Raw genomic sequence first — 23,661 nt, forward strand, 5'->3', positions numbered from 1 at the left:
TGGACCGGGGCGGCCAAGCCCGGCGGCCGCTCAGCCGCCGGGCAGGCTCCGCACGAGGTGCGTCATGTGCTGGACATTGCCCTCCCGCAACCACTCTGTGGGCCCGCCCACGCCCTCGCTGGTCGAGAGCGGGCCGTGTGCGCAGTCGCTCAGCCATTCCTCGCCCTGTCCGGCCCCCGCCCCCCTGAACTCAGGCAGTTCGACGATCCGGCGGGCCGCGCTACGGTTGACGGCGATCCGGTCGGGCCCCCGGGTCAGCGTCTTGAACATGAGGTACGAGCTGTCGGTGGTGTAGCGGAGCACGCCCCAGGGCGGGCCCCCCTTCCTCCCGGGTGCCGGGGCCTGCGCGAGGGCACTCGGGGGCTGCACCCCGTAGTCGCCGTAACCGAGCAGCGGAGCATAGGCACTGCCCGTGGCGCGCACCTCGTGCCACATGCGCCACTCCGCCCGCGACCCCTCACACCATCCTTCCTCCAGCATGTCGGCGGTAACCCGGGGAAAGCCCCCTCCGAGCAGAGCGGCGCTCCGCCAGACCGCCAAGGGCATCAGCGCGTCGAGGGCGCGCAGCGCCTCCTTGCCCGCGTCGGGCCGGTCGTCGAGGACCGCGCCCATGTCGAGTAGCAGATCCACGGGCACCTCAGGACCGGTTCGGGCCAGCAGGTCCCGGACGCCCTCCCCGAGTCCGTCGTCCCACTCCCCCGGGACCCGCACCCGAACGCCCAGTCCGCGCAGACAGCGGCGGGCCGTCTCCACGGCTCCCGTCCGCTGCGCCTCGGTCCGCTCCGGACCGGTCACCGGACGGAGCCGTCCCAACTCGCAGTAGACGGACAGTGCTTCGGCGAGGGCAGCGGTCTGCGAGTCCTCGCCGAAGGGAGCGTCGATCCATCCGCCGTGACGGCTAACCGCGCTCACCGGGTCGACGTACTTGCCGACCAGCGTGGCCAGTGTCTCCGGGGTTGCTCCGGGCAGCGGCGGCAGGTTCCACAGCGGCCTGATCGCGGCCCGGACGTCCGGCCACAGCAGCCGGAGCGCCGCGGCGGCGTGCGGCCGCGTCGGCAGAACGGGAACATAGAGCGGTCCGGACATCGCGGCTCCCCCTCGGCACCGTCCGTGCGCATCCCTTCCCACCAGAGTCCGTTCGCTCCGAAGCACTTGAAAAGAGAGCGTTTTCGGCCCGCACGGCCGATGTGTTCAAGTACCTGGTGACGGTGTGACGTAAGTTGTACGCTTCGTGATGCTCGGTGGTCGGACGCGCCAAGTGGACGATGCACATGGGGAACTGAGCGGCACTCAGCGGCATGCCTCGGGACCGTCCGCCGTGCGCCGACCAGTTAGCTGACCGGGCGTCGCCGCCCGGCTGTTCCAGGATGGGCGCGAGGCGTGAACCACCGGATACTCGGTCTGACCGTGCGGAACTTCCGCACCCTGACCGACACGAAACTGCCGCTCGGGCCGCTGACCGTCATGGTCGGCCCGAACGCGGCAGGCAAGTCGAACGTCTTCCACGCTCTGGAGTTCCTGCGCAGCGTGTCCGAAGACGGGATCGAAAAGGCGCTGGAAGAGCGAGGCGGCTTCGAGACCGTGGCCTTCCGAGGCGGTTCCAGACCGGTGTCCCGGATCACGATCGGAATCGAGGGCATCTGGTCGGACTACGCGTCGAAGGAGCAGCCGGACAGTTATGAGCTGAGCGTCAACCGGCGGAGCGTGTCATCGCGCAGCCAAGTCCTCTACCGGCAGGAGCGGTTCACCCAGCACCCTCGTCAGGACACGGAAACCTCCCTCAACCTCAAGAGCGCGACCGCGGAGATCAGCAGCTCCCTCGCGTCCGACGGCCTGAAGGACGCCGTCGGACTGGACCGGATGGCGTCCGCTCTCCACCAGCGACTGCCCTGGGTCGCGGACAGCCCGACGGCCCACGCGGTGGAGAAGATCAAAGGACACCTCGCCGGCATCCGCGTCTTCGATCCGGATGTGCGGGAGGCGCGGAAACCCTCCCCTATCAGCAGCTCGGGGCGTCACCTGAAGGACGACGCCTCCAACCTCGCGGACTTCCTCAAGACACTCCGGGCCATCAGAGGCGAAAAGGGCCGCAGGTCCATCTGGGAGGCGCTGCTGGACGACGTCAGAGCGGTGATCCCTCAAATCCGAGACATCCACATCGTGGACACCCCGGGGACGTACGACCACCTCTCGATCGAGCTGGAGGAAGAAGGCCTGCGGGGACGCACCCGCCTGGAAGACGCCTCCTTCGGAACGGTGCGCGTCCTGTGTCTGCTGTCGATCTTCCACGACCCCGAGCCGCCGGCTCTCACCTGCATCGAGGAGATCGACCACGGCATCCATCCGCACGCGCTGGAACTCCTCGCGGTGCGACTACGGGAGGCGAGCCACCGGGCGCAGTTCCTGGTCACCACACACTCCCCCGTGTTCGTCAGCGAACTGACCCCGGACGAGTTCGTGGTCTGCGAGCGGGACGCGGACGGATCGTCACGCATCCCGGCACTCACACCGGACGAGGTGCGCGAGGTCATCGAAGCGTCCGAAGGCATGCCCATCGGGGAACTGTGGTTCGCGAACACGTTGGGGGGCGGGCTGTGAAAGGCAAGGGAAAGGCCGGCCCGAAGAAGGACTCCGTCATAGTCGTCGCGGGCGAGGGTGACTTCGACCGGAAGGTCCTCTGGCACCTCGTCCGGGCCTTCCGCCCGGATGCGAAGATCGTCAACCTCCGGGACAAAACCTGCCTCGGACCGGCCGACAAGGAACTGACCCCGCGCATCGACAAACTCCGCAGACTGGTGCAGGCCGCTTCCTTGCGGTCGGAGCTGGCGGGCCTCGTGGTGCACGTGGACCTCGACCTGGTCAACGAGGAGAAGTACGTCGAGGTCCGCAAACGCATCAGCGACGAACTCCAGAACGCCTTCTCGTGCCCGTCGGCGGTCGCTCTGGCGGCCTTCGAGACGGAGGCCTGGCTCATGCAGTTCCCCTCCGCGTTCACCAAGGTCAATTCCGGCTGGGTTCTCAAGGCCAGGTACAAAAGCTGCGACCTCGCCAAGGTCCACGACCCCAAAAAGGTCCTCAGAGAGCACCCGTGGAAACCCCCGTATCAGGTGTCGGACGCCCCCCGCATCATGGAGAAGGCGCTCGGCGTGGACGGGAAGGTCATCCGGCCCGAAGGGAAGAACCGGTCGTACGACGAGTTCGTCGCCGAGCTGGCCGCCTGGTAGCCAGCCCACCTGACCTGCGGCTCCGGTCGGTGATAAGCCGTCGGGACCGACCGCGCCGCGGATATACGGTGGTACCGATCACCAGGGCACCGGCATCGCAAGGGGGACCGTCGTGAAGCCCACCATGGCCGCCGCGCAGCTCCGCGGCAGTCTGACGCAGTACCTCACGACGACGTACGCCCTCTCCGACGAGACCACGCGCGGCGCCCTCGAACGCTTCCTCGGGCACCCCGAGACCGGCATCTTCCGCGGGCCCTACCTGCGGATCCGGACACCGTTCCATGTCGCCGACGACGGCTGGCGGCGCGACCTGGAGTGGTCGGCGGGATTCCCCGGGTTCGCTCCATGGCGGCACCAGGCGAAGGCGTGGGCCCGGCTGTCCACGCTGCACGGGCCCGCCCGGCCGACCCTGGTGACCACCGGCACCGGCTCCGGCAAGACCGAGTCCTTCCTGGTTCCCGTACTGGACCACTGCCGGCGCCAGAAGGCCGAGGGCGTGCGCGGGATCAAGGCGGTACTGCTCTACCCCATGAACGCGCTCGCCACCGACCAGGCGGGACGCATCGCCGAATACCTGGCCCGTCCGGAGCTGGCCCAGGTCACGGCGGGTCTGTACATCGGCGACCGGCCCGACACCGACTTCCGCCGGGTGATGACACGGCGCGAGGAGATGCGCCTCTCGCCCCCCGATGTGTTGATCACCAACTACAAGATGCTCGACCTGCTGCTCCAGCGCGGCGAGGACCGGGCTCTGTGGGAGGGCGCCGAGCCCGCGTACGTCGTACTGGACGAGTTCCACACGTACGACGGCGCACAGGGCACCGACGTGGCAATGCTGCTGCGCAGGCTCGCCGCCGCCACCGGCGCGGCCCGGCCGGGCCGGCCCCTGGGGTCAATCTGCCCGGTGGCGACCTCCGCGACCCTCGGCGAGGGAGCGCCCGGAAAGGAGGCCGGGGGCATCCTCGACGTGGCGGCCAGGGTGTTCGGGATGCCGTTCGCGGCGGACGCGGTCATCGACGAGGAGCGGATGACCGCCGAGGAGTTCACCGGCGCCGTCGACTACGAGCTGCCCGAGCCGCCGACCCCGCAGGAGGTCGTCGCGGTGTCCGGCGGACCGGACGTCGAGGCCCGGCCCGACCTGCTGGACCTGAACACGCTCGCCACCCTGCTGCTGGGCCGGTCCGGCCTCGACGCCTTCCGCGTCGGACGGATGCTGAAGCGGCACGACTTCACCCTCGGCGTCCTGTCGCTGCTCGACGGCGAACCGCTGGACGAGTGGACGCTGCGGGACCGGCTGGGCCGGTTCGGCTACTCCTGGGGCCGCACCGCCCGCGAGAACCCCCGGCTGGCGCTCCAGGCGCTGTCCCGGTTCGTGGCGCTGCTGTCCTCCGCCCGCGACCCTGACTCCGACGAGCGCAGGCCCCGGCCGCTGCTGCACATCGAGGCACACCTGTGGGTGCGGCCCGTGACACGCGTGCTGCGCGGAGTGGGACCAACCCCCGAGTTCCGCTGGTACGAGGACGACCGGACCGCGGCGCGCCGGGCCGCGCTCAACGCCGCGCCGCCCGGCGAGGAGGACTCCGACGCATCCTCCGGGAGCATGGCGTCGTATTCGTCCAGCCGCCGCCCGGAGCCCCTGCCCGGCTCAGATACCGCGCCGCGCCCCGCCCAGGTGCACCTTCCGGCCGTGTACTGCCGCAACTGCGGGCGCTCCGGGTGGGCCGCCCTGTCCCCCGAGGCCGACCCGCAGCAGCTCGTGACCGCACAGGACCGCATCTGGCGGGCCGGCGTCGGCCGGGACAAGCGGCGGCTGCGCTACTTCATCGCCGCCACCCCCGGCGAGCGACGGCGGACACTCGACGCGCTGACCGGCGCCCGGCCCTCGGACGGCGGCGTGGACCCGCTGTCCGTCGTCGTCCTGGACGGCGGACGGGGCACCTACCGGCTGCCCACCACCGCGGACGACGGGGAGCTGGTCGACGCCTGGTTCGCGCTGGCCGTGCTTGACCGCAAGAGCGCCGACAAGGCCGCGAAGGACGACCGGTGCCCGGCCTGCCAGACCGACAACAGCATCCGCTTCCTCGGTACCGCCCAGTCGGCCCTCGCCTCGGCGGCGGTCACCCAGCTGTTCACCGGCGGCGACATCGCACTCGTCCCCGAGGAGCGCAAAACGCTGCTGTTCAACGACTCCACCCAGGACGCCGCACACCGGGCGGGATACGTCGCGAACGCCTCGTACAAGTTCTCACTGCGCTCGCTGCTCGCGCACAACCTGGACGAATCAGGGGCACCGACCGCGCTCAACGACCTGATCGGCTTCGTCCTGGAGTCGGTGGACGACCCCGAGGCGCTGGCCGCCGTGGTGCCTCCCGACCTCCACGACGAGCCGGGGGTCGACCGGCTGCTGTCGGGCCGGGGCACGGGCGACGCGCGGACCTGGCGGCTGATCGGCGAGCGTCTGGCCTTCGCGACGGTCATGGAGTTCGGGCTGCGCAGCCGTATGGGCCGCACCTTGGAACTGACCCGGACCGCGGCGGCCGAGGTGATGCTGGCCGACCCCGACGGCGTCACCGACCTGGCACGGGACGTGCACCTGGCGCTGCCTGGCCAATTGCTGGCCGTGGGCGGACTACCCACCCCCGAACGCTACCTCGCCTATGTCCGGGGCCTGCTGGAACGGCTGCGGCTGCGCGGCGCGGTGCGGCATCACTGGCTCGACACCTGGATCCGGGAAACCGGCACCAACCGCTATCTCATCTCCGGTCGCAGGCCCGACGGCATGCCCGCCTTCCCCGAGGGCGTCGCTCCGCCGCGATTCCTGCTCGACGGGCAGAAGGACGGATCCGAGTTCGACGCGGTCACCGGCCGGCTGGGCTGGTACCAGGACTGGACCCGCAGATGCCTGGACCTGGACGCCGCCGGGGCGACCGAGTACCTGCGCAGACTGCTGCCCCACCTCGCCGACGCGGGTGTCCTGTCGACGCGGACCACCCGCGACCGGCAGACCCGGGTGTACGGGATCCAGCCGGGTCACATCCAGGTCTGCCTGCTCGACGACGCCGTCGTCAACAAGGCCTTCGTCGCCTGCGAGGACTGCGGCTGGCAGCAGGTCGTCGTCCCCGAGCGGCGCACCCGCTGGTACGGCCATCCCTGCCCCCGCTACCGGTGCAGGGGACGGCTCACCGCGCCGCAGCACGACATGTCCTACGCCGGGGCCGAAGGCATCCGCCCCGACAGGCCCGTGCGGGAGCGGGACTACCGGCGGGACTACTACCGTCGCCTCTACCTGACGGGCGGCACGTTCCGCGTGGTGACGGCCGAGCACACCGGCATGCTCACCCGCCCCGAACGCGAGCGCGTGGAGCGCGCCTTCAAGGCGGGCACGCACTACACCGACCCCAACGTCCTGTCGTGCACCCCGACCCTGGAACTCGGCATCGACATCGGCGATCTGTCGGCCGTCCTGCTCGGCTCGCTGCCCGCCGGACCGGCCAACTACGTGCAGCGGGCCGGGCGCGCCGGACGACGCACGGGCAACGCGCTGGTGGTCGCGTTCGGCGGACGCAGGGCGCGCGACCTGTACTACCTGGACGAGCCGCGGGAAATGATCGCCGGGACCATCCTGCCGCCGGGCTGCTATCTGTCGGCCGTGGAGATCCTGCGCCGCCAGTACACCGCCCGGCTGTTGGACCTGGCGGCCTGCGGGGAACTGCGGACCTCGGACGGCGAGACTCTCGCGCCCGTGCCCCGGCTGTCGTCCGCCCTGTTCGGTACCAGCGGATGGTGCCAGGATCTCGCGGACGCCGCGCAGACCCACGGAGCGCGCCTTGTGGAGGAGTTCCTCGCGTTGTTCCCCGCCGACGGCGGCCAGGACAACGACACGGAAGGCGTCTCCGAGCACGCGGCGGACGAACTGCGCGCCTACGCGACCGGGGGAATCGTCCGGGTGCTCCAGGAGGCCGAGGAGGACTGGACCGGCCGGCGCGAGGAGGTGCGCCGCAGAATCGCGGCGATCGACGAGGCGGCCGGGCAACTGGCCCGCTCCGACGACTCACAGGACCGGGAGCGGCGCGAGCTGCTGGCCGAGCGCCGTGCCGCCGGGGACCTGCTGCGGGAACTGAGCCAGTCCGCCGCACACGCCACGCTGGTGGACCTCGGGCTGCTGCCGAACTACAGCCTGACGGACACCACCACCATGCTGGAAGCAACGCTGTACTGGTCGGAGACCCCCGACGAGGAGGACACGCCGCAGGAGGAGGGAGCCCGGCCGCCCGGCGCCAAGGTGTACCGCAGTGAGACCCGGGACTACGAGCGGTCCAGCGCGCTCGCCCTGACCGAACTCGCCCCCGGCAACAGCTTCTACGTCAACGGCTACCGGCACGTGGTGCGCGCCCTCGACATCGGCGGTCCCGACCGGCGCGCCTGGTCGGTGTGGCGGCTCTGTCCCGCCTGCGGTTACGTGCGGACCGAGAACGCCGAGCGTGACACGACGCCGTGCCCACGCTGCCGTGGCCGGGAGATCGCCGACGCGGGCTGCGTCCAGTACGTCCTGCGCCCCCGGCGAGTGCTGTCCCGCGACAGGCGCGAAGACGCCAGGGTGCGCGACGACCGGGACGAGCGCGACCGCAGGCACTACGCGACCCTCACCACCGTCGACATCGACCCCGGCCGCCTCGTTCCCGGATCCTGGCGGCACGACGAGGCGGTATTCGGTGTGGACTTCACCCGCCACGCCGTGATCCGGACCCTGAACCTCGGTCTCGACCGCGAGGACGGCAGCAGCACGGTGCCGCTCGCCGGGGAGGACGTCCGCCTCAACCCGTTCTACGTCTGCACCTCGTGCGGCGGTGCGACCGCGGACGGCAGACCGGTGGTGGACGTTCCCCAGCACGCGCTCACCGAGTCGGGGGCCACGAGCGCCCCGGCTTCCGCGCACCATCTGCTGTGGTGTCCGCGCCGACGGGCCCGCGGCGCCGCAGCGGGCACGGCCGGAGCGCAGGGCGCGGGCCGGGACGTGCCCCTGCTGCTGGCCCATGAACTGACCACCGAGGCCGTCCGCATCCTGCTGCCCGCCTCGGTGGCCCGCGTCAAGGAGCGCCTCGCGTCGTTCACCGCCGCCTTGTTCGCGGGAATCGCCGCCCGCTACGGCGGCGATCCCGACCACATCGACATCGCCGAGGCGACCATGCCGGACGACGCGGGCGACCCGGATGCCGACTGGCCCCGGCGCTTCCTGGTCGTGTACGACCGGCTGCCCGGCGGCACCGGTTACCTGCACCGGCTGGCCTCCTCGGACGGCTTCCGGGAAGTCCTGCTCAGGGCTCGCGACGTCATCGAGCACTGCCCGTGCCGGGAGAAGGGCCTGGACGGCTGCCACCAGTGCCTGCTGCGCCGGGTGCCGGCCTCCGACTACGACAAGGTCAGCCGCAACGAGGTCCGGCAGATGCTGGACGAGCTGCTCGGAGCCGACGGAGAACGCTGGCGCACCTCACGGGTGACAACCACCCAGGACATCCCGCTCCAGAGGCAGGCCGAGAGCGACCTTGAGGTCCTGTTCGTCGAGACGTTGCGGGACTGGGCAAAGCTGCCGGAGTCGAAGGCCACGGCGGACGCCTACACCACCTCGGCCGGCACCTATGCCCTGGACCTCAGGCTCACAGCACCCGACGGGTCCACCGTGAGCTGGCGTGTCTCCCAGCAACGCGCGCTGGAGGACACCCGGCCCGACATACTCCTGGAGCGGCTGGACTCTCCCGGCCCCCGCGTCGCCTTGTACCTCGACGGCTACGCGTACCACGCCACCCGCGAACACGACCGGCTCGCCGACGACGCCAAGAAGCGCACCAGGCTCCGCGCCGAGGGACTGCGGGTGTTCCAACTGACCTACCACGACGTGACCGCATGGCGCCGCCGGATCAACGACCCCGGATACACCGGGACCGACACGGACACCTCCGTCTGGACGCCCTACGGCACCGCTGGACAGCAACGCGCCCGCGACTACTACGACCGGGTGGGCCGCGGGCTGCCCGGCGAACTGGCCGAGACGATGTGGGTCAACCCTGCGCGGACGCTCCTGGCCTACCTGCGCTCGCCCGATCCCGAACGCTGGCGGCGGCGGGCTGAGGCGGTGGCCGCGGGCATGAGCGGGGCGGACGGGACCCTCGGCGCCGCCCTCACCGGCGCCGAGGCCGCGACCGGCATCAAGGAGGCGCTGCGCGGGGGCGCGCCCGCCGGGACCACAGGGCCGGTGCGGATGCTGTACGGCTCCGACGCGTCGGGCTGCCGTCTGGTGCTGGCCGCCGACGGCAGACGGATCCCACCCGTGTGGACGGGCCTGACCGTGCTCGACGACGGCGTCGCGGCCCTGGAGGAGGGGCTGGCTCACAAGCGGCGCTGGCGCGCCTGGCTCTGGTGGGGCAATGTGCTGCAGTTCCTCGAACACGGCGGCGGTGACAGCGCGCAGCTGACGTCGAGCATGATCGACGGCTTCCGTCCCGAGGTCCTCACCGTGACCGGCGGAGAGGGCTGGCTGACGTCCATGCGTGTCCCGGTCGACCGGGCCGAGCAGGAGCCCTCCGCCGTGGGAGTGTCGGCCGTCCCCGCTGTACCGGCCGTCCCCGCCGTCATCGGGGACGAGACGACCGCACGGGAGCCGGAGGTGGCCGAGCAGCCCGGCGGCACGGGGCCCGGACGGGATCCCCGCTGGGACCAGGTCATCGAGTTGCTGGACCCTGAGGAGCCGGAACTCACCGCCCTCGCACACGCGTTGGCATCGGCGGCGGTGCCGGTCCCCCGGGACGGCTACGAACTGGACGGTCAGGGCTGGCAGGCCGAACTCGCCTGGCCGGACGTCCGGATCGGCGTGGTCAGGGCTCCCCGCGCGACCGGCGACGAGCCGGACTACGAGGCCGAGGACCAGAAGCACGCCTTCGCGGCGGCCGGCTGGACGGTCCGTACGGCGGACGAGTGGGACAGCACGGAACTGATCGCCCGGCTCGACGGCCGGGACCGGAACGAGAACAGCACCAACGACGGGGAGCCGAAGCGATGACCACCTCCGGCGTCACACTGCGCCTGCTCGACAGGGCCGACAAGGAGATCCTCAAGCTGCCCCGCACGGTCAAGGGCGCCTTCTTCGACTTCCAGCACAAGTTCAGGACCAACCCGCACACCACCGGTCTCAAGCTCCAGCAGCTCAAGGGCGACCACCGGCTCTGGTCGGCACGCGTCAACGACGAGTACCGTGCCCTGCTGCTGCGGCTCGCCGACGACGACTGGCTGATCGTCTCCGTCAAGCACCGCAAGGACGTCTACAACCGGCTCTCGTACGGCGTCAACCAGGTCACCGGCGGCATCGAGTACGTCGATCTGGAGGTCCTGGAGGACAGCGTCCTGGGCAGGCTGCCCGGCGCGACCGCTCAGCCGCGGCCCACTCCCGAACCACGGCTGTCGGCACCCCTCCCGGAACCGCTGTTCACCGCCTGGTCCGACCGTCAGTTGACCGAACTCGGTGTCGCGGAACCCCTGTTGCCTGTCATCCGTACGCTCACGACGGAGGACCAGCTGCTCGGGCTCGTCGAGTACGCGCCGCAGCTGACCGGCGAGGTGCTGATCGCGCTGTTCGACGGCGCGTCGTACGAGGACGTACTCGACCAGGTGACCAGGCCGGTGGCCGCCACCGAGCCGGTCGACCCGGACGACCTCGCGGCAGCCGCCGAGCGGCCGGCGACGGTCGTCACCACCACGGACGAGGACCTCCGGGGAGCGCTGGAGAGCGGTGACTTCGGCCGGTGGAAGAGCTTCCTGCACCCCACACAGGCCAAGCTCGTCGAGCGCCGCTACAGCGGTCCTGCCCGAGTCGGAGGCGGGCCCGGGACGGGCAAGACGGTCGTCGCGCTGCACCGGGTGCGCCATCTCGTCCGGCAGCTCTCCCCCGGGCACGACAAGCCCGTCCTCCTCACCACCTTCAACAAGAACCTCGCCGCGGACCTGCGCTCCCGGCTGCTGGAGCTGGGCGGTGACGAACTGCTCAGCCGGGTCGAGGTGAGTCACGTCGACCAGCTGGCGCTCCGCGTCGTCCGCGAGGCCGAACCCGGCAACGGCAAGCAGGCCATCGACGACGGACAGGCCGTACGCGAGTGGCGCGCGCTGCTCGACGAACTGGGCGAGGACACCTGGGACCCGGAGTTTCTGCACGAGGAGTGGACCCAGGTCATCCTCGGCCAGGCCGTCGGCAGCCGCACCGACTACTTCCGGGCCCGGCGGGCCGGGCGTGGCAAGAGCATCGGCCGCGCCGAACGGGCCGAGATCTGGCAGCTCGCCGAACGCTTCACCCAGCGGCTCGACCGGCTCGGACGGCAGACCTGGGACCAGATCGCGGAGCGCGCGGCCCGCCTGGAGATGGGCCGCGAACAACGCATCTGGAACATCGCACGGCAGCGGGATGAAGCGGGTGGCCTCGACAACATCCACCTCCAGGACGGCTCCGGTGGCTGGCTGCGCCACCGCTACCGCCACATCGTGGTGGACGAGGCCCAGGACCTGCGCCCCGCCCACTGGAAGATGCTGCGCGCCATGGCCCCCCGTACGTCGGACGACCTGTTCCTGGTGGGCGACACCCACCAGCGCATCTACAAGAACCAGGTGACGCTCGGCAGTCTAGGCATCAACATCCGCGGCCGGTCCGCGAAGCTGACCCTCAGCTACCGGACCACGCGGCAGATCCTGCGCTCGGCCCTCGGAGTCCTGGGCGAGACGACGTACGACGATCTCGACGGCGGCGCGGAAACCCTCGCCGGCTACCGGTCCGTGCTCAACGGCGGGCTCCCCGCCGGGCATGCCTTCCCGGACTGGGACGCCGAGCGGGAAGGCGTGGCCGCTCTGATCTCAGGGTGGGACGCGGACACGGACACGGCTGTCCCGCACGAGCAGATCGCGGTGTGCGTCCCGACCAACCAGATGGCGACTGAGATGGGGTACACGCTGAAGCTGCACGGCATCGACGCGGTGGAGATCCGCTCCGACGGACCGAACGGCTCCACCGGCGTGCACATCGGCACGATGTTCCGGTTCAAGGGGCTGGAATACCAGCGGATGATCATCGCGGGCGTGACCGACGGGCTCGTCCCGCGTGCGGACGTGAGCCGACTGCGTGACGTCGAACCTACGCGCTATCGACACGAGATCCAGCGGGCCAGATCCCTGCTCTTCGTGGCTGCTACCCGGGCCCGCGACAGCGTGGACGTCTTCTGGCACGGCAGGCCCAGCCCGTTCCTGGATAGCTCGTGGGCGGAGACGGAGCACGGGGGCAGGTGACACCCGGCTCAGGGCAAGTTCCCGCCTTGGGCCACCTGCGCTCCCGTGGCCGAGGGACTGGTGTGGTGGCGTCGCTGTTGGGACTGGGAGAACTCGGCCGGCTCGCGTGTCGCTTCCCCCATCCTCAACACCTGTACGTCAAGCAGAACCTCGCGCAGTGACTCCAGGCCACCATGGCCTGGTTCCGAGGCTCGCGCGCCCTTGCCTTTCAGCGGTAAGGCGTTCCCTTCCAACCACTGCTGAGCGTCGTCGCCACGGCACTCCCATCCGCCTCGTTCCAGGCACAATGCACTTACGCGCTATCCGATCAAGCCCGAACAGGCCAAGCTGATTTCGGTCGAGAGTCTCGCCAGGTCCTCACCGGGCTGGCGGGTGGGAAGACCCGCCGGCCAAGGACGCAACACGAACATGCCGAGTACGCGGGTGACGATGCTCGACACCGAAGGTGCGCCCGAGGGAGACCCGCTCGCTCCCTCGGAACGTCGCTCGACCTCGGCATCAGCGCGGTGTTCGACTTGGGTCGGTAGCCAGCCACCGAGCGCCATGACGCTCCGCCAGGAGCAGCGTCAAACGAGCGTCACGGCCGACGGCCTGCGGCTGCAACTTGAGGTCCGCTCCCGTAGCGCGGGCCATCGTGTGTCCAAGCTGGTCGAAGAGGCCGGGAAGGCGGACCGGACTGGCCATAAGGAGGCTCATCCCCAGTGTTCCTCCTGGTAGCGCAGGAGGTCATCGCCGTGGAGTTGCTTGGTGGCGTTGCCAACCCGGACCCAGAAGTCGGTGGCGCCGTTGCCCCCCTTGGCGGGCTTGGCGAACACTGGCCTACCTGCCGCGGCAACGCTGATCTGGCAGACGACGTTGCCGGAGATTTCGGGGAAGCGTACGCGGACGGTAGTCGCTGTCGGAGTCGACAGGCTGCTGTCAAGGAGTTGGCGTACGAAGAGCTCGTACGCGTCGACGCTGGCCTGCGACTCCAGAGTGGCCAGGTCGTTCTCGATGCCGAGGACAGTCCCGTCGTCGGCGACGCCGATATACAGGTTTCCGCCCTCGCCGTTCAGGAAGCCGCAGACGGCCTTGACGATGTTGTGCCGCAGGGACTTGTCGGCCTGCCGGGTGTGCACGTTCCAGCGAGCGCTTGCCTTGAACTCGGTGCCCTGCGACTCGCCGGCGGCGATCATGTCGGCCGGAGCGGTGGGGACGTACGCAGGGCGTTGTCCCGTGAGGGTTTCGAACGCTTCCCGTACGACCTTGGCGATCAGCTGGCGCCGCCGTTCCAGGAAGGTGAAATAGTCGAGCTGCTCCCAGCCGACCGGGAGCGCGTGCCACCGTACCTGCCGTTCGAGCGCCTCCGGGTCCATCGCCTCCGTGATTCTCGGCCAGTAGTCATGTGGCGCGTCGGTGTTGGACTGCTCGTCCGCCGGCCACGTCACGTAGGCCATGTTGGCGATGGCATTGACTTGGCGCCGGTCGGTGATACCCAGTCCGGCGAGTGTCTTGGGGTGGAACAGGTTGTCCCGGCCGACAGCCTTGGCGGGCTTGAGCGAGGGATCCAGCAGATCACGGATTCGTTGGTCGCCGAGGAGCATTTCGGCGTCAAGGATGTTGAGCGCCGCCTGATAGGCGAACAGCACCGGTGAACGCGACGAGGATGTGTCCAACCGGTTCGGCAGGGAAATGTCCCAGTAGTCGCCGGTGAAGTTCGCCGCGATGATCCGGTCGAGTTCCGCGGTGAAGGCTCGGCCGTCACCCGGCGGCAGACTGCCAATGCGCCCCAGGTCGAACTCCATCTGTGACTCCGGTGAGTTGGAGTACCGGCCAGTGGTGTGCGCCATGAAGAACCACCGGCCGATCACGGGACGGAGTTCCTCGGCCGTCAGCCCGAAATCGTGGCGTCCGATCAGCCAGATCGTGTAGCTGTACAGCAGGGCGTTGTCCGAGGTGATCATCTTGCGGCTGCGGAAACCAGCCGCCGTGACGCACTGGAAGAACTCGTGCCAGCTGGTCAGGTCCAGGACCTTCGTGTGCGCTTGGGCGAGCCGGTCGAACTGCTCCTGCCGTCGGGCAGCGGTGACCTTGCCGGTTTCGAGGTCCTTTCCTCGTAGGACGCTGTAGACGTGCTGCAGCCGGGCGCGCCGGAAGGCGACAGCGACGGCCACGCGCAGCAGTTGGTCCGGGCTGGGGTCCAGAAAGGCGTTCCGAGGGCTCGGACCGGGGGGTCCTGCGATCACTGCGCCGCGGCTGAAGTCTTCGAGCTGGCGGCGCCCCTTCTCCCAATGCACCGACATCAGGGTGAGGATGAAGTCGGACTGGTTGAGCTTCACGCCTTCGGAGTTGATGCGCACGAAGATGTCGGCGACCTGCTCCTCGTCGGCCGACGCACCCAGCTCCACAACCTGGAAGCGAAACTCATGCAGGTCCCGGACTCTGTCAATGCGTTCTTCGAGCTCATCCTTGGCAGCGTCCGACAAAGGCTGTTCGCTGGTCTGTTCGAGCCGTTGGAAGAATTGCCGGAGGGTGGGCTTGTAACCGCCTCGGGCCCACAGCGCGGTGATGTCCGGAATGAAGTGAGCGTTACGCTCGATCGCCGCGTCCGTGACCTCGAACGTCTGGTCCTCCGGGTGGAACGCGATGCGAATGTTGATCTCGTCGAAAGACTTAGTGACGATCTTGCGCCCGGTGAGGACAGCGAACAGGGCAGTGAGCCGCTGCTGCCCGTCAACGACCAACAGCTGGGGTGTTCGATCGCCGGCTTCCGTTCCGATCTGCCGCGTCCCCACCTCAGCGCCGGTCTCCCAGAACATCAGGGTGCCGATCGGGTAACCCCGATACATCGAGTCGAAGAGATCGCGGGTCTTCGCCGCGGACCAGACGAACGGGCGTTGGATGTCAGGGAGTCCGATACGGCCGCCTTCGATGTTCTCGATCAGATGCCGGAGCGTGTAACCAGTGTCTCGATACAAAGTAGGTGGCACAGCCGAGGGCTCCTAACGTTCGAGGGCAACTGGTCGGCGGAAGCAGTCAGAGCGTGGGAACAGCATCAGGTTTCTACCACGCGGACACGCTGCAACGCAGGGCCAATGGCGCTCGCCACAAGGAGGAATGCACGGCGGCAGGACCCAACTAGGGCGATTTTCGGGTGCCATGGGGATGAGTCTCGCCGGAGGGCATCGTCGTGCGTAGCGTGGTTTCGTCGAGAAACCCCCACACGGCACGTTTCGCGCGGACCGCGGTACCGAAACCACGAACTCAGCAACAGGCGCCTCATGTCGACATCGGTTAAACGATCATGCGCGATGAGGGCTGGAGCGCACCTAGATACAACTTCCCTTCTGCTGCGGGATGTCGGCAATGTCCACGAGCTACAGACGGTTCGGTCCGGCCGCAGTGGAGTCACGCTGGACGACGGTCATCGCGCACCGGCGGGTCGGCCTTCTTGTTCCGGCCCCGTCTCTCGCGAACACGCTCCACCAGCGGTTGTCCTGGCAGATCCACCACACGGTCCGGTCCGCCATGCCGACCCCTGCGGCGTAGACTTCGTCGGCCAGGAACCCGTAGCCGCACTCCGGGTCGTCACGGTCGGCCTCGAACAAGGCGTTCTCGCGGCACACCTCTTCGAATGCGGCACGGGACACCGGCTGATCGAGCCAGCAATAGGAGGGCTGGCGGGCGAGCTTGAGGACCCGGCACGAGACACGGACACCGTCCCAGCCTCGAAAGCACGTCAAGCAGGTTCATCGGAAACAAGTCCGTTGAGCAGCACCGGAGCCAACTCGACCCTGCCCCCGTGACATCAGCCCTCTACACGCGGGACACGCCGGACAATACTGCTGAGTGCGCTCGACGCTTCCCATCCCGCCGTCCGCTACCTTCCGGGCCCCCTTACACCCCCAAGGTGTTCGAAATGACCCGTCTACCCCTCGACGTGTTGGACGCGCCGGACAATACGCGAGGGCAAATTCGACCCGGATTCGACCCGAAGGGTTTGTTTAATCACTAAACATGGCCTCTGACCTGCGGAAACGCAGAGCGGCAGACGAGCCGGGCCGTACGCCGGGTTCTGTTTCCCCGGGGGCCTCGCGGGCCCCGGGGCGACGGCCATCCATCTAGGGCCGACGTTGCCGTCGGCCTCGTGCGGTCTACCCGCGGACTCGGGCGGGCAGCCCTCGAACGTCCGCGCAGAAACACCGGGGTGTTTCCTTTTGACCTTGCTCCGGGTGGGGTTTACCTAGCTGCCCAGGTCACCCTGGGCACTGGTGGTCTCTTACACCACCGTTTCACCCTTACCCGGCGCCGAAGCGCCGGGCGGTCTGTTTTCTGTGGCACTGTCCCGCGGGTCACCCCGGGTGGCCGTTAGCCATCACCCTGCCCTGTGGAGCCCGGACGTTCCTCGGGGCCCCCAAGAGGGACCACGCGGCCGTCCGCCCGGCTCGTCTGCCGTGCCGACCATGTTACCGGCCGTGCGCCGCGCTTCGGTCCGGCGGCCGTGGCCAGCACGGAGCCCGCGAGGATGAGCGCGAAGGCCGCGCCGATGCCGAGGGTCAGCTTCTCGTCCAGGAAGAGCGCCCCGGCGGCGACGGCGACCGCCGGATTGACGTACGTGATGACCGTCGAGCGCGTCGGGCCGATCTCCTTGATCAGCTCCAGGAAGGCGACGAAGGCGATCGCGGTGCAGATCACGCCGAGGCCCGCGAGGGAGGCGAGGACGGTCGCCGAGGGCATCTCGGAGGGCCAGGTCGCCGCCGCGAAGGGCGCGTAGACGAGGGCGGCGAAGGCGAGGCAGGCGGCGGTGAGGTGGAGGGAGGGGACGTCCTTCAGGTGCCGGGCGGCTATCAGGGGCGCGGTCGCGTAGCCGACGACCGTCACCAGCACCTCCGCGAGCGAGCGAGCGTCCCCACCGGTCAGGTGCGGGACGGTCAGCACACCCACGCCCACGAGCCCCAGCGCCAGGCCCGCGATCCGCCGCGCGCCGAGCCGTTCCGTGTCCCCGAAGAAGCGGGCGAGGACGACGCCGACGATCGGGACGCCCGCGATCAGCAGGCCCGCCGTCGAGCTGGAGAGGTGGCGCTCGGCGTCGGTGAGGGTGATCCAGGGGCCGACGATCTCGATGACCGCGAACGCCAGCATCGGCAGCCAGTGGGCGCGCACCGTGCGCGGGAGGCCGCCCTGGCGGAGCGCGAAGGGGAGCAGCAGGGCCGCGCCGAGGGCGCAGCGCGTGAACACCACCATGGTCGGGGAGAGGTCCTCCACCGCCACCTTGATCATCAGATAGGGAATGCCCCAGACCACTCCCATCAGGGAGAACAGGAACCAGCCGCGTGCAGTCATGACCCGAGTCTCACCCCCTCCCCCGCCGGTCGTCTTGAACGCTGTTGCGGTACGCCGCCGGGGTGACGCCGAGGACGCGCCGGAACCAGCGTGTGAGGTGCGCCTGGTCCGCGAAGCCGACGAGGGCGGCGGCCTCTGCGGGGCGCAGTCCGGCGTCCAGCAGCCCCCGCGCGCGGTGCACCCGGTGCTGGGCGAGCCAGGCGTAGGGCGGCAGTCCCATCGTCGTACGGAAGGCCCGCAGCAACTGGTACCGGGACAGCCCCAGGTCGGCGGCGAGTGTGGACAGGGCCGGTGGTTCGAGGAGTTCGTCGGCGAGCCGGTCGCGTACCGCGCGGGCGAGCGCCGTGGCTCCGGGGAGGCGGTCGTCCGTCGGGCGGGCGGTGGAGTGGCGGCGGGCCAGGGCCGTGAGCAGCCAGGGGACGGTGGACTCCGCCTCCAGCGGGTCCGGGTGCGCGCTGAGCGCGACGTGCGTACGGCGCAGGGTCTCGGCCAGCTCCGGGTCGTGGATCAGCGGCTCGCGGAAGTGCGGTACGCCGCCGAGCGTGCCCTCCCCGAGGAGGCCCGGTTCGGCGTAGACGGACCGGTAGGCGTAACCGTCGGTGGCGTTTCCCGGTCCCCCGGTGTGCGTCTCCCCGGGGGCCAGTACGACGATCGTCCCGGGCCCGGTACGGACGTGCCCGCCCCGGTAGGCGATCACCTCCGAGCCGCCGACGCACACCCCGACGTTGAACTCGGCGTGCGCGTGCGGCGCGTAGACGTGTTTCTCGAACCGCGCGGTCAGCAGATCGACCGACGCCCCGCCGTTCCCGAGCCGCGCTCTCGTCCACCACGCTTGCTCACCCATCCGTCGCTCCCCCGTTCACTGTGTTCCGCTCCGGCGAAAGGCGAACTCCTCCGCCGCGTTCCCGTATTCCAGCAGGTACGTCAGCCCTTGACCTTGCCGCGACGTCAACGTCTGTACTGGTGGGCATGAGGATCGGAGAACTCGCGGACACCGTCGGCGTCACCACCCGGGCCGTACGCCACTACCACCACCTGGGCCTGCTCCCGGAGCCGGACCGCCTCTCCAACGGCTACCGGAACTACACCCTGCGCCACGCGGTCGCCCTCGCGAGGATCCGTCGGCTGACCGAGCTGGGCGTGGGTCTGGCGGAGGTGCGGGACGTCCTCGCGGACGACGCCGGGAAGGACCTCGCCGAGGTGCTCGAAGAGCTGGACGAGGACCTGGCCCGGCAGGAGGCGGCGATCCGGGAGAGACGGGCCCGGCTGCGGGTGCTCCTGGAGGCGGGGGAGCTGTCGCCCGAGGGCCCCGTCTCCCCGGAGCTGGCGGAGCTGTTCGCGCGGACGTCCGGGCTGACCGACTCGCCGATGGCCGCGAAGGACCGCGAGCTGCTGGCACTGATCGAGACGACGGCACCGCCCGAGACACGGGAACGGCTGCTGGCGGCGATGGGGACGGTCACGGAGTCCCCGGAGGCGCTCGCGCGGGCGAACGAGGCGTACGCGCTGCTGGACGACCTGGCCGACGCCGAGGCGGACGACCCGCGCGTGGAGGCCGCCGCGCACCGGCTCGCCGCGTGCGTACCGCCGGACCTGCTGCCCGAGGCACAGCCCGAGCCCGACGGCATGTTCCTGCGCGCCTTCTACGCCGACTTCCCGCCCGCGCAGGCGGCGGCGATCCGGCGGGCGCTGGCGATCCTGGGGGTGCGGACATGAGGGTCGTCCGGGCGCTGGCCCGGCATCAGGGGCGGATGTGGGCCGACCTCGCGCGATGGGCGGGGCGGCGGCGCACCGGGGCGGGGCGGCGGCTGGCGTACATGCGCGGGCAGGGGTCGATGACGGCGGCGATCGCGTTCGTGTGCGTGGTCGAGACGGCCGGGATGGCCGTCCTGCTGCGGGAGTACCCCGTCGCGCACCGGGTGGTGTTCGCGCTCGACGTCTACACGCTCGCGCTGGTCCTCGGGTCGTACGCGTCCTGCGTGGTCCGGCCGCACGTCCTGGAGGGCGACGCGCTGCGGGTCCGGTACGGGCAGGTGGACGTCCGGCTCCCCTACGACCGGATATCCGGCGTCCGGCGCGAGACGCGCTTCTCGCACCCCGGGGCCGAGGGCGAGCTGAGCCTGCCGGTCGGCGGGCAGACCTCCGTCACGCTGGAGCTGACGGAACCGGTCGTCCACGCGGGGCCGCTGGGGCGGGTGCGGGAGGTGACGGTCGTGCGGCTGCACGCGGACGACGCCGACAGCGTCGTACGGGAGATCAGGCGGGTGCGAAGCGGACGGTGCGTGTCGCCGGGTCCGCTCGGGTGAGGCGGACGCGGAGGTGTTCGCCGAGGGGGAGGTGATCGCCGTCGATACGGCCGACGACGGCCGGGGACTCCAGGTGGACGGTGCCGTGGTGGTTCTCCAGGTCGATGACGCAGGCGTCGAAGGTCTCGCCGACGCGGCCCGCGAGGACGGCGGCCTCGACGATGTCGACGCAGGCCCGCTCCACGGCGTTCGCCCGGTGACCGCCCTCCGCCATCCGCTCCGGGAGCGCGTCCAGCGCGGCGAGCACCCAGTCCGGGGGCGGGTCGCCGGCCGTCGCCGCGAGGCACAGCTCGGTGGCGTAGCGGTCGGCGAGGCGGCGCAGGGGGGCCGTGCAGTGGGCGTACGGGGCGGCGACGGCCGCGTGCGTGGTGAGGGCGGGGCGGGTGCCGTCGCGGAAGACGGTGTACCCGGCGCCGCGCAGGAGGCTCGTGCACTCCTGGAGGAACGCGGCGTGGCGGGGGTCGTGCGGGTCGAGGGAGCGGATCAGGAGGGAGTACGGGACGTGGTGGGGCCAGTCGATGCGCAGCGCCTGCGCGACCCTGCGCAGGCGGCCGACGGCGCCGTCCGGGGCGGCGGGGAGGGTGCGGAGCACGCCCGTGCCGTACGACAGCATCAGGTCGGCGGCTGCCATGCCGGTCAGCAGGGAGAGCTGGGCGTTCCAGCCGTCCGCCGGGAGGGGGGCGCGGTAGGTCAGCTCGTACGTGTCGTCCCGCTCCACGATCTCCTGCTCCGGGACGTTCAGGGAGATGCCGCCGCGCTCGGCCTCCTGGCGTTCCCGCAGCTCACCGATGGTCTTCAGGAGCGCGAGGGGTTCCTCCGCCGTGCCCTCGTCGATCTGCTTCTGCACGCCCGCGTAGTCGAGTTTCGCCCTGCTGCGCACGAGCGCGCGGCGTACGTCCACCGCGAGTGTCCGGCCGTCCGCGTCCAGGTCGATCGTCCACAGGGCCGCCGGGCGGGTCCGGTCCGGCAGCAGGCTGGCGGCGCCCTCGCTGAGGACCGCCGGGTGCAGGGGGACCCTGCCGTCGGGGAAGTACAGGGTCGTCACCCTGCGGGCCGCCTCCGCGTCCAGCGCGCTCCCCGGTACGACGAACGCCGCGACGTCCGCGATCGCGTACCGGACGCGGTAGCCGGTGCCCTGCCGCGACAGGTGCAGCGCCTGGTCCAGGTCGGTCGACGCGGGCGGGTCGATGGTGAGGAACGGGATGTCTGTCGCGTCGTACGCCGGGAGTCTGGGCGCCGACGCGCTGCGCTCAGCCTCCGCGAGCACCTCCGGCGGGAAGGTGCCGGGCACTCCCAGCTCGGTCCGGAGCTCTGCGAGGGCGGCACGGAGCGGGGCTTCGGGGGCGCCGGTCACGTGGATGGGGCGACGGGGCATGGGACGAGCGTAGGGCGGGGGCGGGGGCGGGGCATGTGCAAGGTGGGGCGTTCCGCGCCGTACGCTGGGCTGAGTTGTCGTGAAGGAGATCGTTCGTGCTTGTGCTGCTTCCGCCGTCCGAAGGCAAGGCTGCTTCCGGGCGGGGTGCACCGGTGAAGGTGGAGGGGCTGTCGCTGCCGGGGCTGGGGGGTGCCCGGGAGGCGGTGCTCGGGGAGTTGGTGGAGCTGTGCCGGGGGGACGAGGAGAAGGCCCGGGAGGTGCTGGGGCTCAGCGAGGGGCTGCGGGGGGAGGTCGGCAAGAACGCCGAGCTGCTGACCGCCGGGGCCCGGCCCGCCGGGGAGATCTACACCGGGGTGCTGTACGACGCCCTGGGGCTCGCCACCCTTGAGGCCGACGCCGCCCGGCGGGCCGGCAGGTCGCTGCTGATCTTCTCCGGGCTGTGGGGGGCCGTCCGGGTCACCGACCGGATTCCGTCGTACCGGTGCTCGATGGGCGTGAAACTGCCGGGGGTGGGGGCGCTCGGGGCGCACTGGCGGGGCGCGATGGCCGAGGTGCTGCCGGAGGCGGCCGGGCAGGGGCTCGTGCTCGACCTGCGGTCGTCCGCGTACGCCGCCGCGTGGAAGCCGAAGGGCGAGGTCGCGGGGCGCACGGCGACCGTACGCGTGCTGCACGCGCCGACGCGGAAGGTCGTCAGCCACTTCAACAAGGCGACGAAGGGGCGGATCGTACGGAGCCTGCTGACGTCGGGCGCGGAGCCGGCGGGGCCCGCCGAACTCGCCGATGTGCTGCGGGAGTCGGGGTACGTCGTGGAGGTCGCGGGGCCGGGGAAACTGGACGTCCTGGTGGACGAGGTGCACTGAGCGCTCAGCGCAGGTGCGACGTGTCGTTCAGGAGCCGGACGCTCGCGTTTCCGTCCGCGTAGTACGCCACCGCCGAGAGGGACGCGGCGGAGAGGTCCATGCGGAAGAGGGCCTCGGGGGGCGCGCCGAGCGCCAGGCGGACCAGCGTCTTGATGGGCGTGACGTGGCTGACGACGAGCACCGTGCGCCCGGCGTACGCGCTGGTCAGCCGGTCCCTGGTGACGGCGATCCGCTCCGCGACCTGAGCGAAGCTCTCCCCGCCGCCCGTCGGACGCACCTGCGGGTCGCCCAGCCACTCGGCCATGTCCTCGGGGTGGCGCTCACGGACCTCCCGGAACGTGAGGCCCTCCCACGCGCCGAAGTCCGTCTCCCGCAGGCCGTCGTCCACAGCGACGTCCAGACCGAGGCGGGTGGCGACGGCCTCCGCCGTCTCGCGGGTGCGCGCGAGGGGCGAGGCGACGATCGCCTCGATGCTCCCCCGCCGCGCGAGCGCCTCGGCGACGCGGGCGGCCTGCTCCCGGCCCACCGGGGAAAGGCTCGGGTCGGAACCTCCGCTTCCTGAGAACCGCTTCTCGGGAGTGAGGGGGGTTTCGCCGTGGCGGAGGAGAACGAGGGTCGCGGGGGTGCCCATGTCGGGGGCGGGGCGGGGGGTGGTGTGACGGGGGTGGGATTCGGATACGGCTTCGCGGTGAGGGCCCTGGCCGATACGTACGCCGGTCCCGACGGCACTCTCGGCACCGGGCGCGACCTCAGCCCCGTACCCGTTCCGCTCGGCACCGACCGCGGCCTCGGCCTCGTACGCGGGCCCCTCGACCACGCCACCCGGCGGCACCTCGCCCCGCTGCCCCGCGTCCATCGCCTTGTTCGCCAGGCGGTCCGCCCGCTTGTTCTGTGCGCGGGGGATCCACTCGTAGCTCACCCGGTCCCCCGGCAGAGCCCTCGCGGCCTCGGTGGCGAGGGGGCGGAGTGCGGGGTGTTTGATCTGCCAGCGGCCGGACATCTGCTCGACGACGAGCTTGGAGTCCATGCGGACGTGGACGGCGGCGGAGGGGTTCAGCGCGTGGGCCGCGCGCAGGCCTGCGAGCAGCCCGTTGTACTCGGCGACGTTGTTGGTGGCGACGCCGAGGAAGCCGGACCGCTCGGCGAGCAGCTCCCCGGTGTCCGCGTCGGCGACGACGGCGCCGTACCCGGCGGGCCCGGGGTTGCCCCGGGAGCCGCCGTCGGCCTCGATGACCAGGCGGCGCGGGAGGGGGGAC

At 70.8% G+C, this 23,661-nt stretch carries 13 protein-coding genes, 1 other RNA gene and 1 pseudogene; 7 read left to right on the plus strand and 8 right to left on the minus strand.

Translation table 11 applies throughout. The annotated features are described in order from the left end of the window. Positions 1-30 precede the first annotated feature (30 nt). Entirely contained in the window at positions 31-1,086 is a 1,056-nt protein-coding gene (locus ACQCO7_RS12470; protein ID WP_403347069.1) for a beta family protein, read from the minus strand. Between the two features lie 294 nt (positions 1,087-1,380). On the opposite strand from ACQCO7_RS12470, the gene ACQCO7_RS12475 reads away from it, so the two are divergent. From ACQCO7_RS12475 to ACQCO7_RS12490, 4 genes are all read left to right on the plus strand, one after another. Continuing rightward, entirely contained in the window at positions 1,381-2,598 is a 1,218-nt protein-coding gene (locus ACQCO7_RS12475; protein WP_329524243.1) for an AAA family ATPase, read from the plus strand. Continuing rightward, complete coding sequence (locus ACQCO7_RS12480) at positions 2,595-3,224, plus strand: hypothetical protein (RefSeq protein ID WP_329524242.1); 630 nt, start codon at positions 2,595-2,597, stop codon at positions 3,222-3,224. The genes ACQCO7_RS12475 and ACQCO7_RS12480 overlap by 4 nt, the downstream gene beginning before the upstream one ends. Positions 3,225-3,336: 112 nt before the next feature. Beyond that, on the plus strand, positions 3,337-10,278 hold the full coding sequence (locus ACQCO7_RS12485) for a DEAD/DEAH box helicase (RefSeq protein WP_464071886.1): 6,942 nt from the start codon (positions 3,337-3,339) through the stop codon (positions 10,276-10,278). After that, complete coding sequence (locus tag ACQCO7_RS12490; protein ID WP_464071887.1) at positions 10,275-12,542, plus strand: UvrD-helicase domain-containing protein; 2,268 nt, start codon at positions 10,275-10,277, stop codon at positions 12,540-12,542. Before ACQCO7_RS12485 ends, ACQCO7_RS12490 begins: the two co-directional genes overlap by 4 nt. Positions 12,543-13,234: 692 nt before the next feature. On the opposite strand, the gene ACQCO7_RS12495 is transcribed toward ACQCO7_RS12490, so the two are convergent. The 5 genes and pseudogenes from ACQCO7_RS12495 to ACQCO7_RS12515 all read right to left on the minus strand — a co-directional run bounded on the left by ACQCO7_RS12495 (position 13,235) and on the right by ACQCO7_RS12515 (position 18,708). Next, complete coding sequence (locus tag ACQCO7_RS12495) at positions 13,235-15,511, minus strand: GmrSD restriction endonuclease domain-containing protein (protein ID WP_464071888.1); 2,277 nt, start codon at positions 15,509-15,511, stop codon at positions 13,235-13,237. 387 nt (positions 15,512-15,898) lie between these two features. Continuing rightward, positions 15,899-16,171: a hypothetical protein gene (locus tag ACQCO7_RS12500; protein ID WP_464071889.1), complete on the minus strand. Its 273-nt coding sequence runs from the start codon at positions 16,169-16,171 to the stop codon at positions 15,899-15,901. Between the two features lie 398 nt (positions 16,172-16,569). Further along, an RNA gene (rnpB, locus tag ACQCO7_RS12505) (RNase P RNA component class A) lies at positions 16,570-16,969 on the minus strand. A gap of 115 nt (positions 16,970-17,084) precedes the next feature. Continuing rightward, positions 17,085-17,864: pseudogene (locus ACQCO7_RS12510) on the minus strand (DMT family transporter); the annotation flags it as partial. Between the two features lie 10 nt (positions 17,865-17,874). Next, positions 17,875-18,708, minus strand: a complete 834-nt coding sequence (locus tag ACQCO7_RS12515) for a helix-turn-helix domain-containing protein (RefSeq protein WP_464071890.1) — start codon at positions 18,706-18,708, stop codon at positions 17,875-17,877. A 125-nt stretch (positions 18,709-18,833) separates the two neighbouring features. On the opposite strand from ACQCO7_RS12515, the gene ACQCO7_RS12520 reads away from it, so the two are divergent. Beyond that, the gene (locus tag ACQCO7_RS12520) at positions 18,834-19,580 is read left to right on the plus strand and encodes a MerR family transcriptional regulator (protein ID WP_464071891.1); all 747 of its coding nucleotides are present in this window, start codon (positions 18,834-18,836) and stop codon (positions 19,578-19,580) included. Then, complete coding sequence (locus ACQCO7_RS12525; protein ID WP_464071892.1) at positions 19,577-20,170, plus strand: hypothetical protein; 594 nt, start codon at positions 19,577-19,579, stop codon at positions 20,168-20,170. Before ACQCO7_RS12520 ends, ACQCO7_RS12525 begins: the two co-directional genes overlap by 4 nt. On the opposite strand, the gene ACQCO7_RS12530 is transcribed toward ACQCO7_RS12525, so the two are convergent. Next, positions 20,121-21,545 carry an RNB domain-containing ribonuclease gene (locus tag ACQCO7_RS12530; RefSeq protein WP_464071893.1) on the minus strand — a complete coding sequence of 475 codons (1,425 nt, stop codon included), beginning with the start codon at positions 21,543-21,545 and terminating at the stop codon, positions 20,121-20,123. The two genes, ACQCO7_RS12525 and ACQCO7_RS12530, sit on opposite strands and share 50 nt — an antisense overlap. A 95-nt stretch (positions 21,546-21,640) precedes the next feature. On the opposite strand from ACQCO7_RS12530, the gene yaaA reads away from it, so the two are divergent. Further along, entirely contained in the window at positions 21,641-22,405 is a 765-nt protein-coding gene (gene yaaA, locus ACQCO7_RS12535) for a peroxide stress protein YaaA (RefSeq protein WP_464071894.1), read from the plus strand. 4 nt (positions 22,406-22,409) lie between these two features. Here the strand turns inward: yaaA and ACQCO7_RS12540 are convergent, their stop codons facing one another. Next, a complete protein-coding gene (locus tag ACQCO7_RS12540; RefSeq protein ID WP_464077200.1) occupies positions 22,410-23,642 on the minus strand; it encodes a bifunctional RNase H/acid phosphatase in 1,233 nt (410 codons plus the stop codon). Positions 23,643-23,661 lie beyond the last annotated feature (19 nt).

The organism is Streptomyces saintjeani (genome assembly GCF_055409605.1).

What these genes read in the sequence shown, in the direction of transcription:
- ACQCO7_RS12470 (WP_403347069.1), bottom strand. Translation starts at nt 1,086, where the DNA reads ATGTCCGGACCGCTCTATGTTCCCGTTCTGCCGACGCGGCCGCACGCC.
- ACQCO7_RS12490 (WP_464071887.1), top strand. Translation starts at nt 10,275, where the DNA reads ATGACCACCTCCGGCGTCACACTGCGCCTGCTCGACAGGGCCGACAAG.
- ACQCO7_RS12515 (WP_464071890.1), bottom strand. Translation starts at nt 18,708, where the DNA reads ATGGGTGAGCAAGCGTGGTGGACGAGAGCGCGGCTCGGGAACGGCGGG.
- ACQCO7_RS12520 (WP_464071891.1), top strand. Translation starts at nt 18,834, where the DNA reads ATGAGGATCGGAGAACTCGCGGACACCGTCGGCGTCACCACCCGGGCC.
- ACQCO7_RS12525 (WP_464071892.1), top strand. Translation starts at nt 19,577, where the DNA reads ATGAGGGTCGTCCGGGCGCTGGCCCGGCATCAGGGGCGGATGTGGGCC.
- ACQCO7_RS12530 (WP_464071893.1), bottom strand. Translation starts at nt 21,545, where the DNA reads ATGCCCCGTCGCCCCATCCACGTGACCGGCGCCCCCGAAGCCCCGCTC.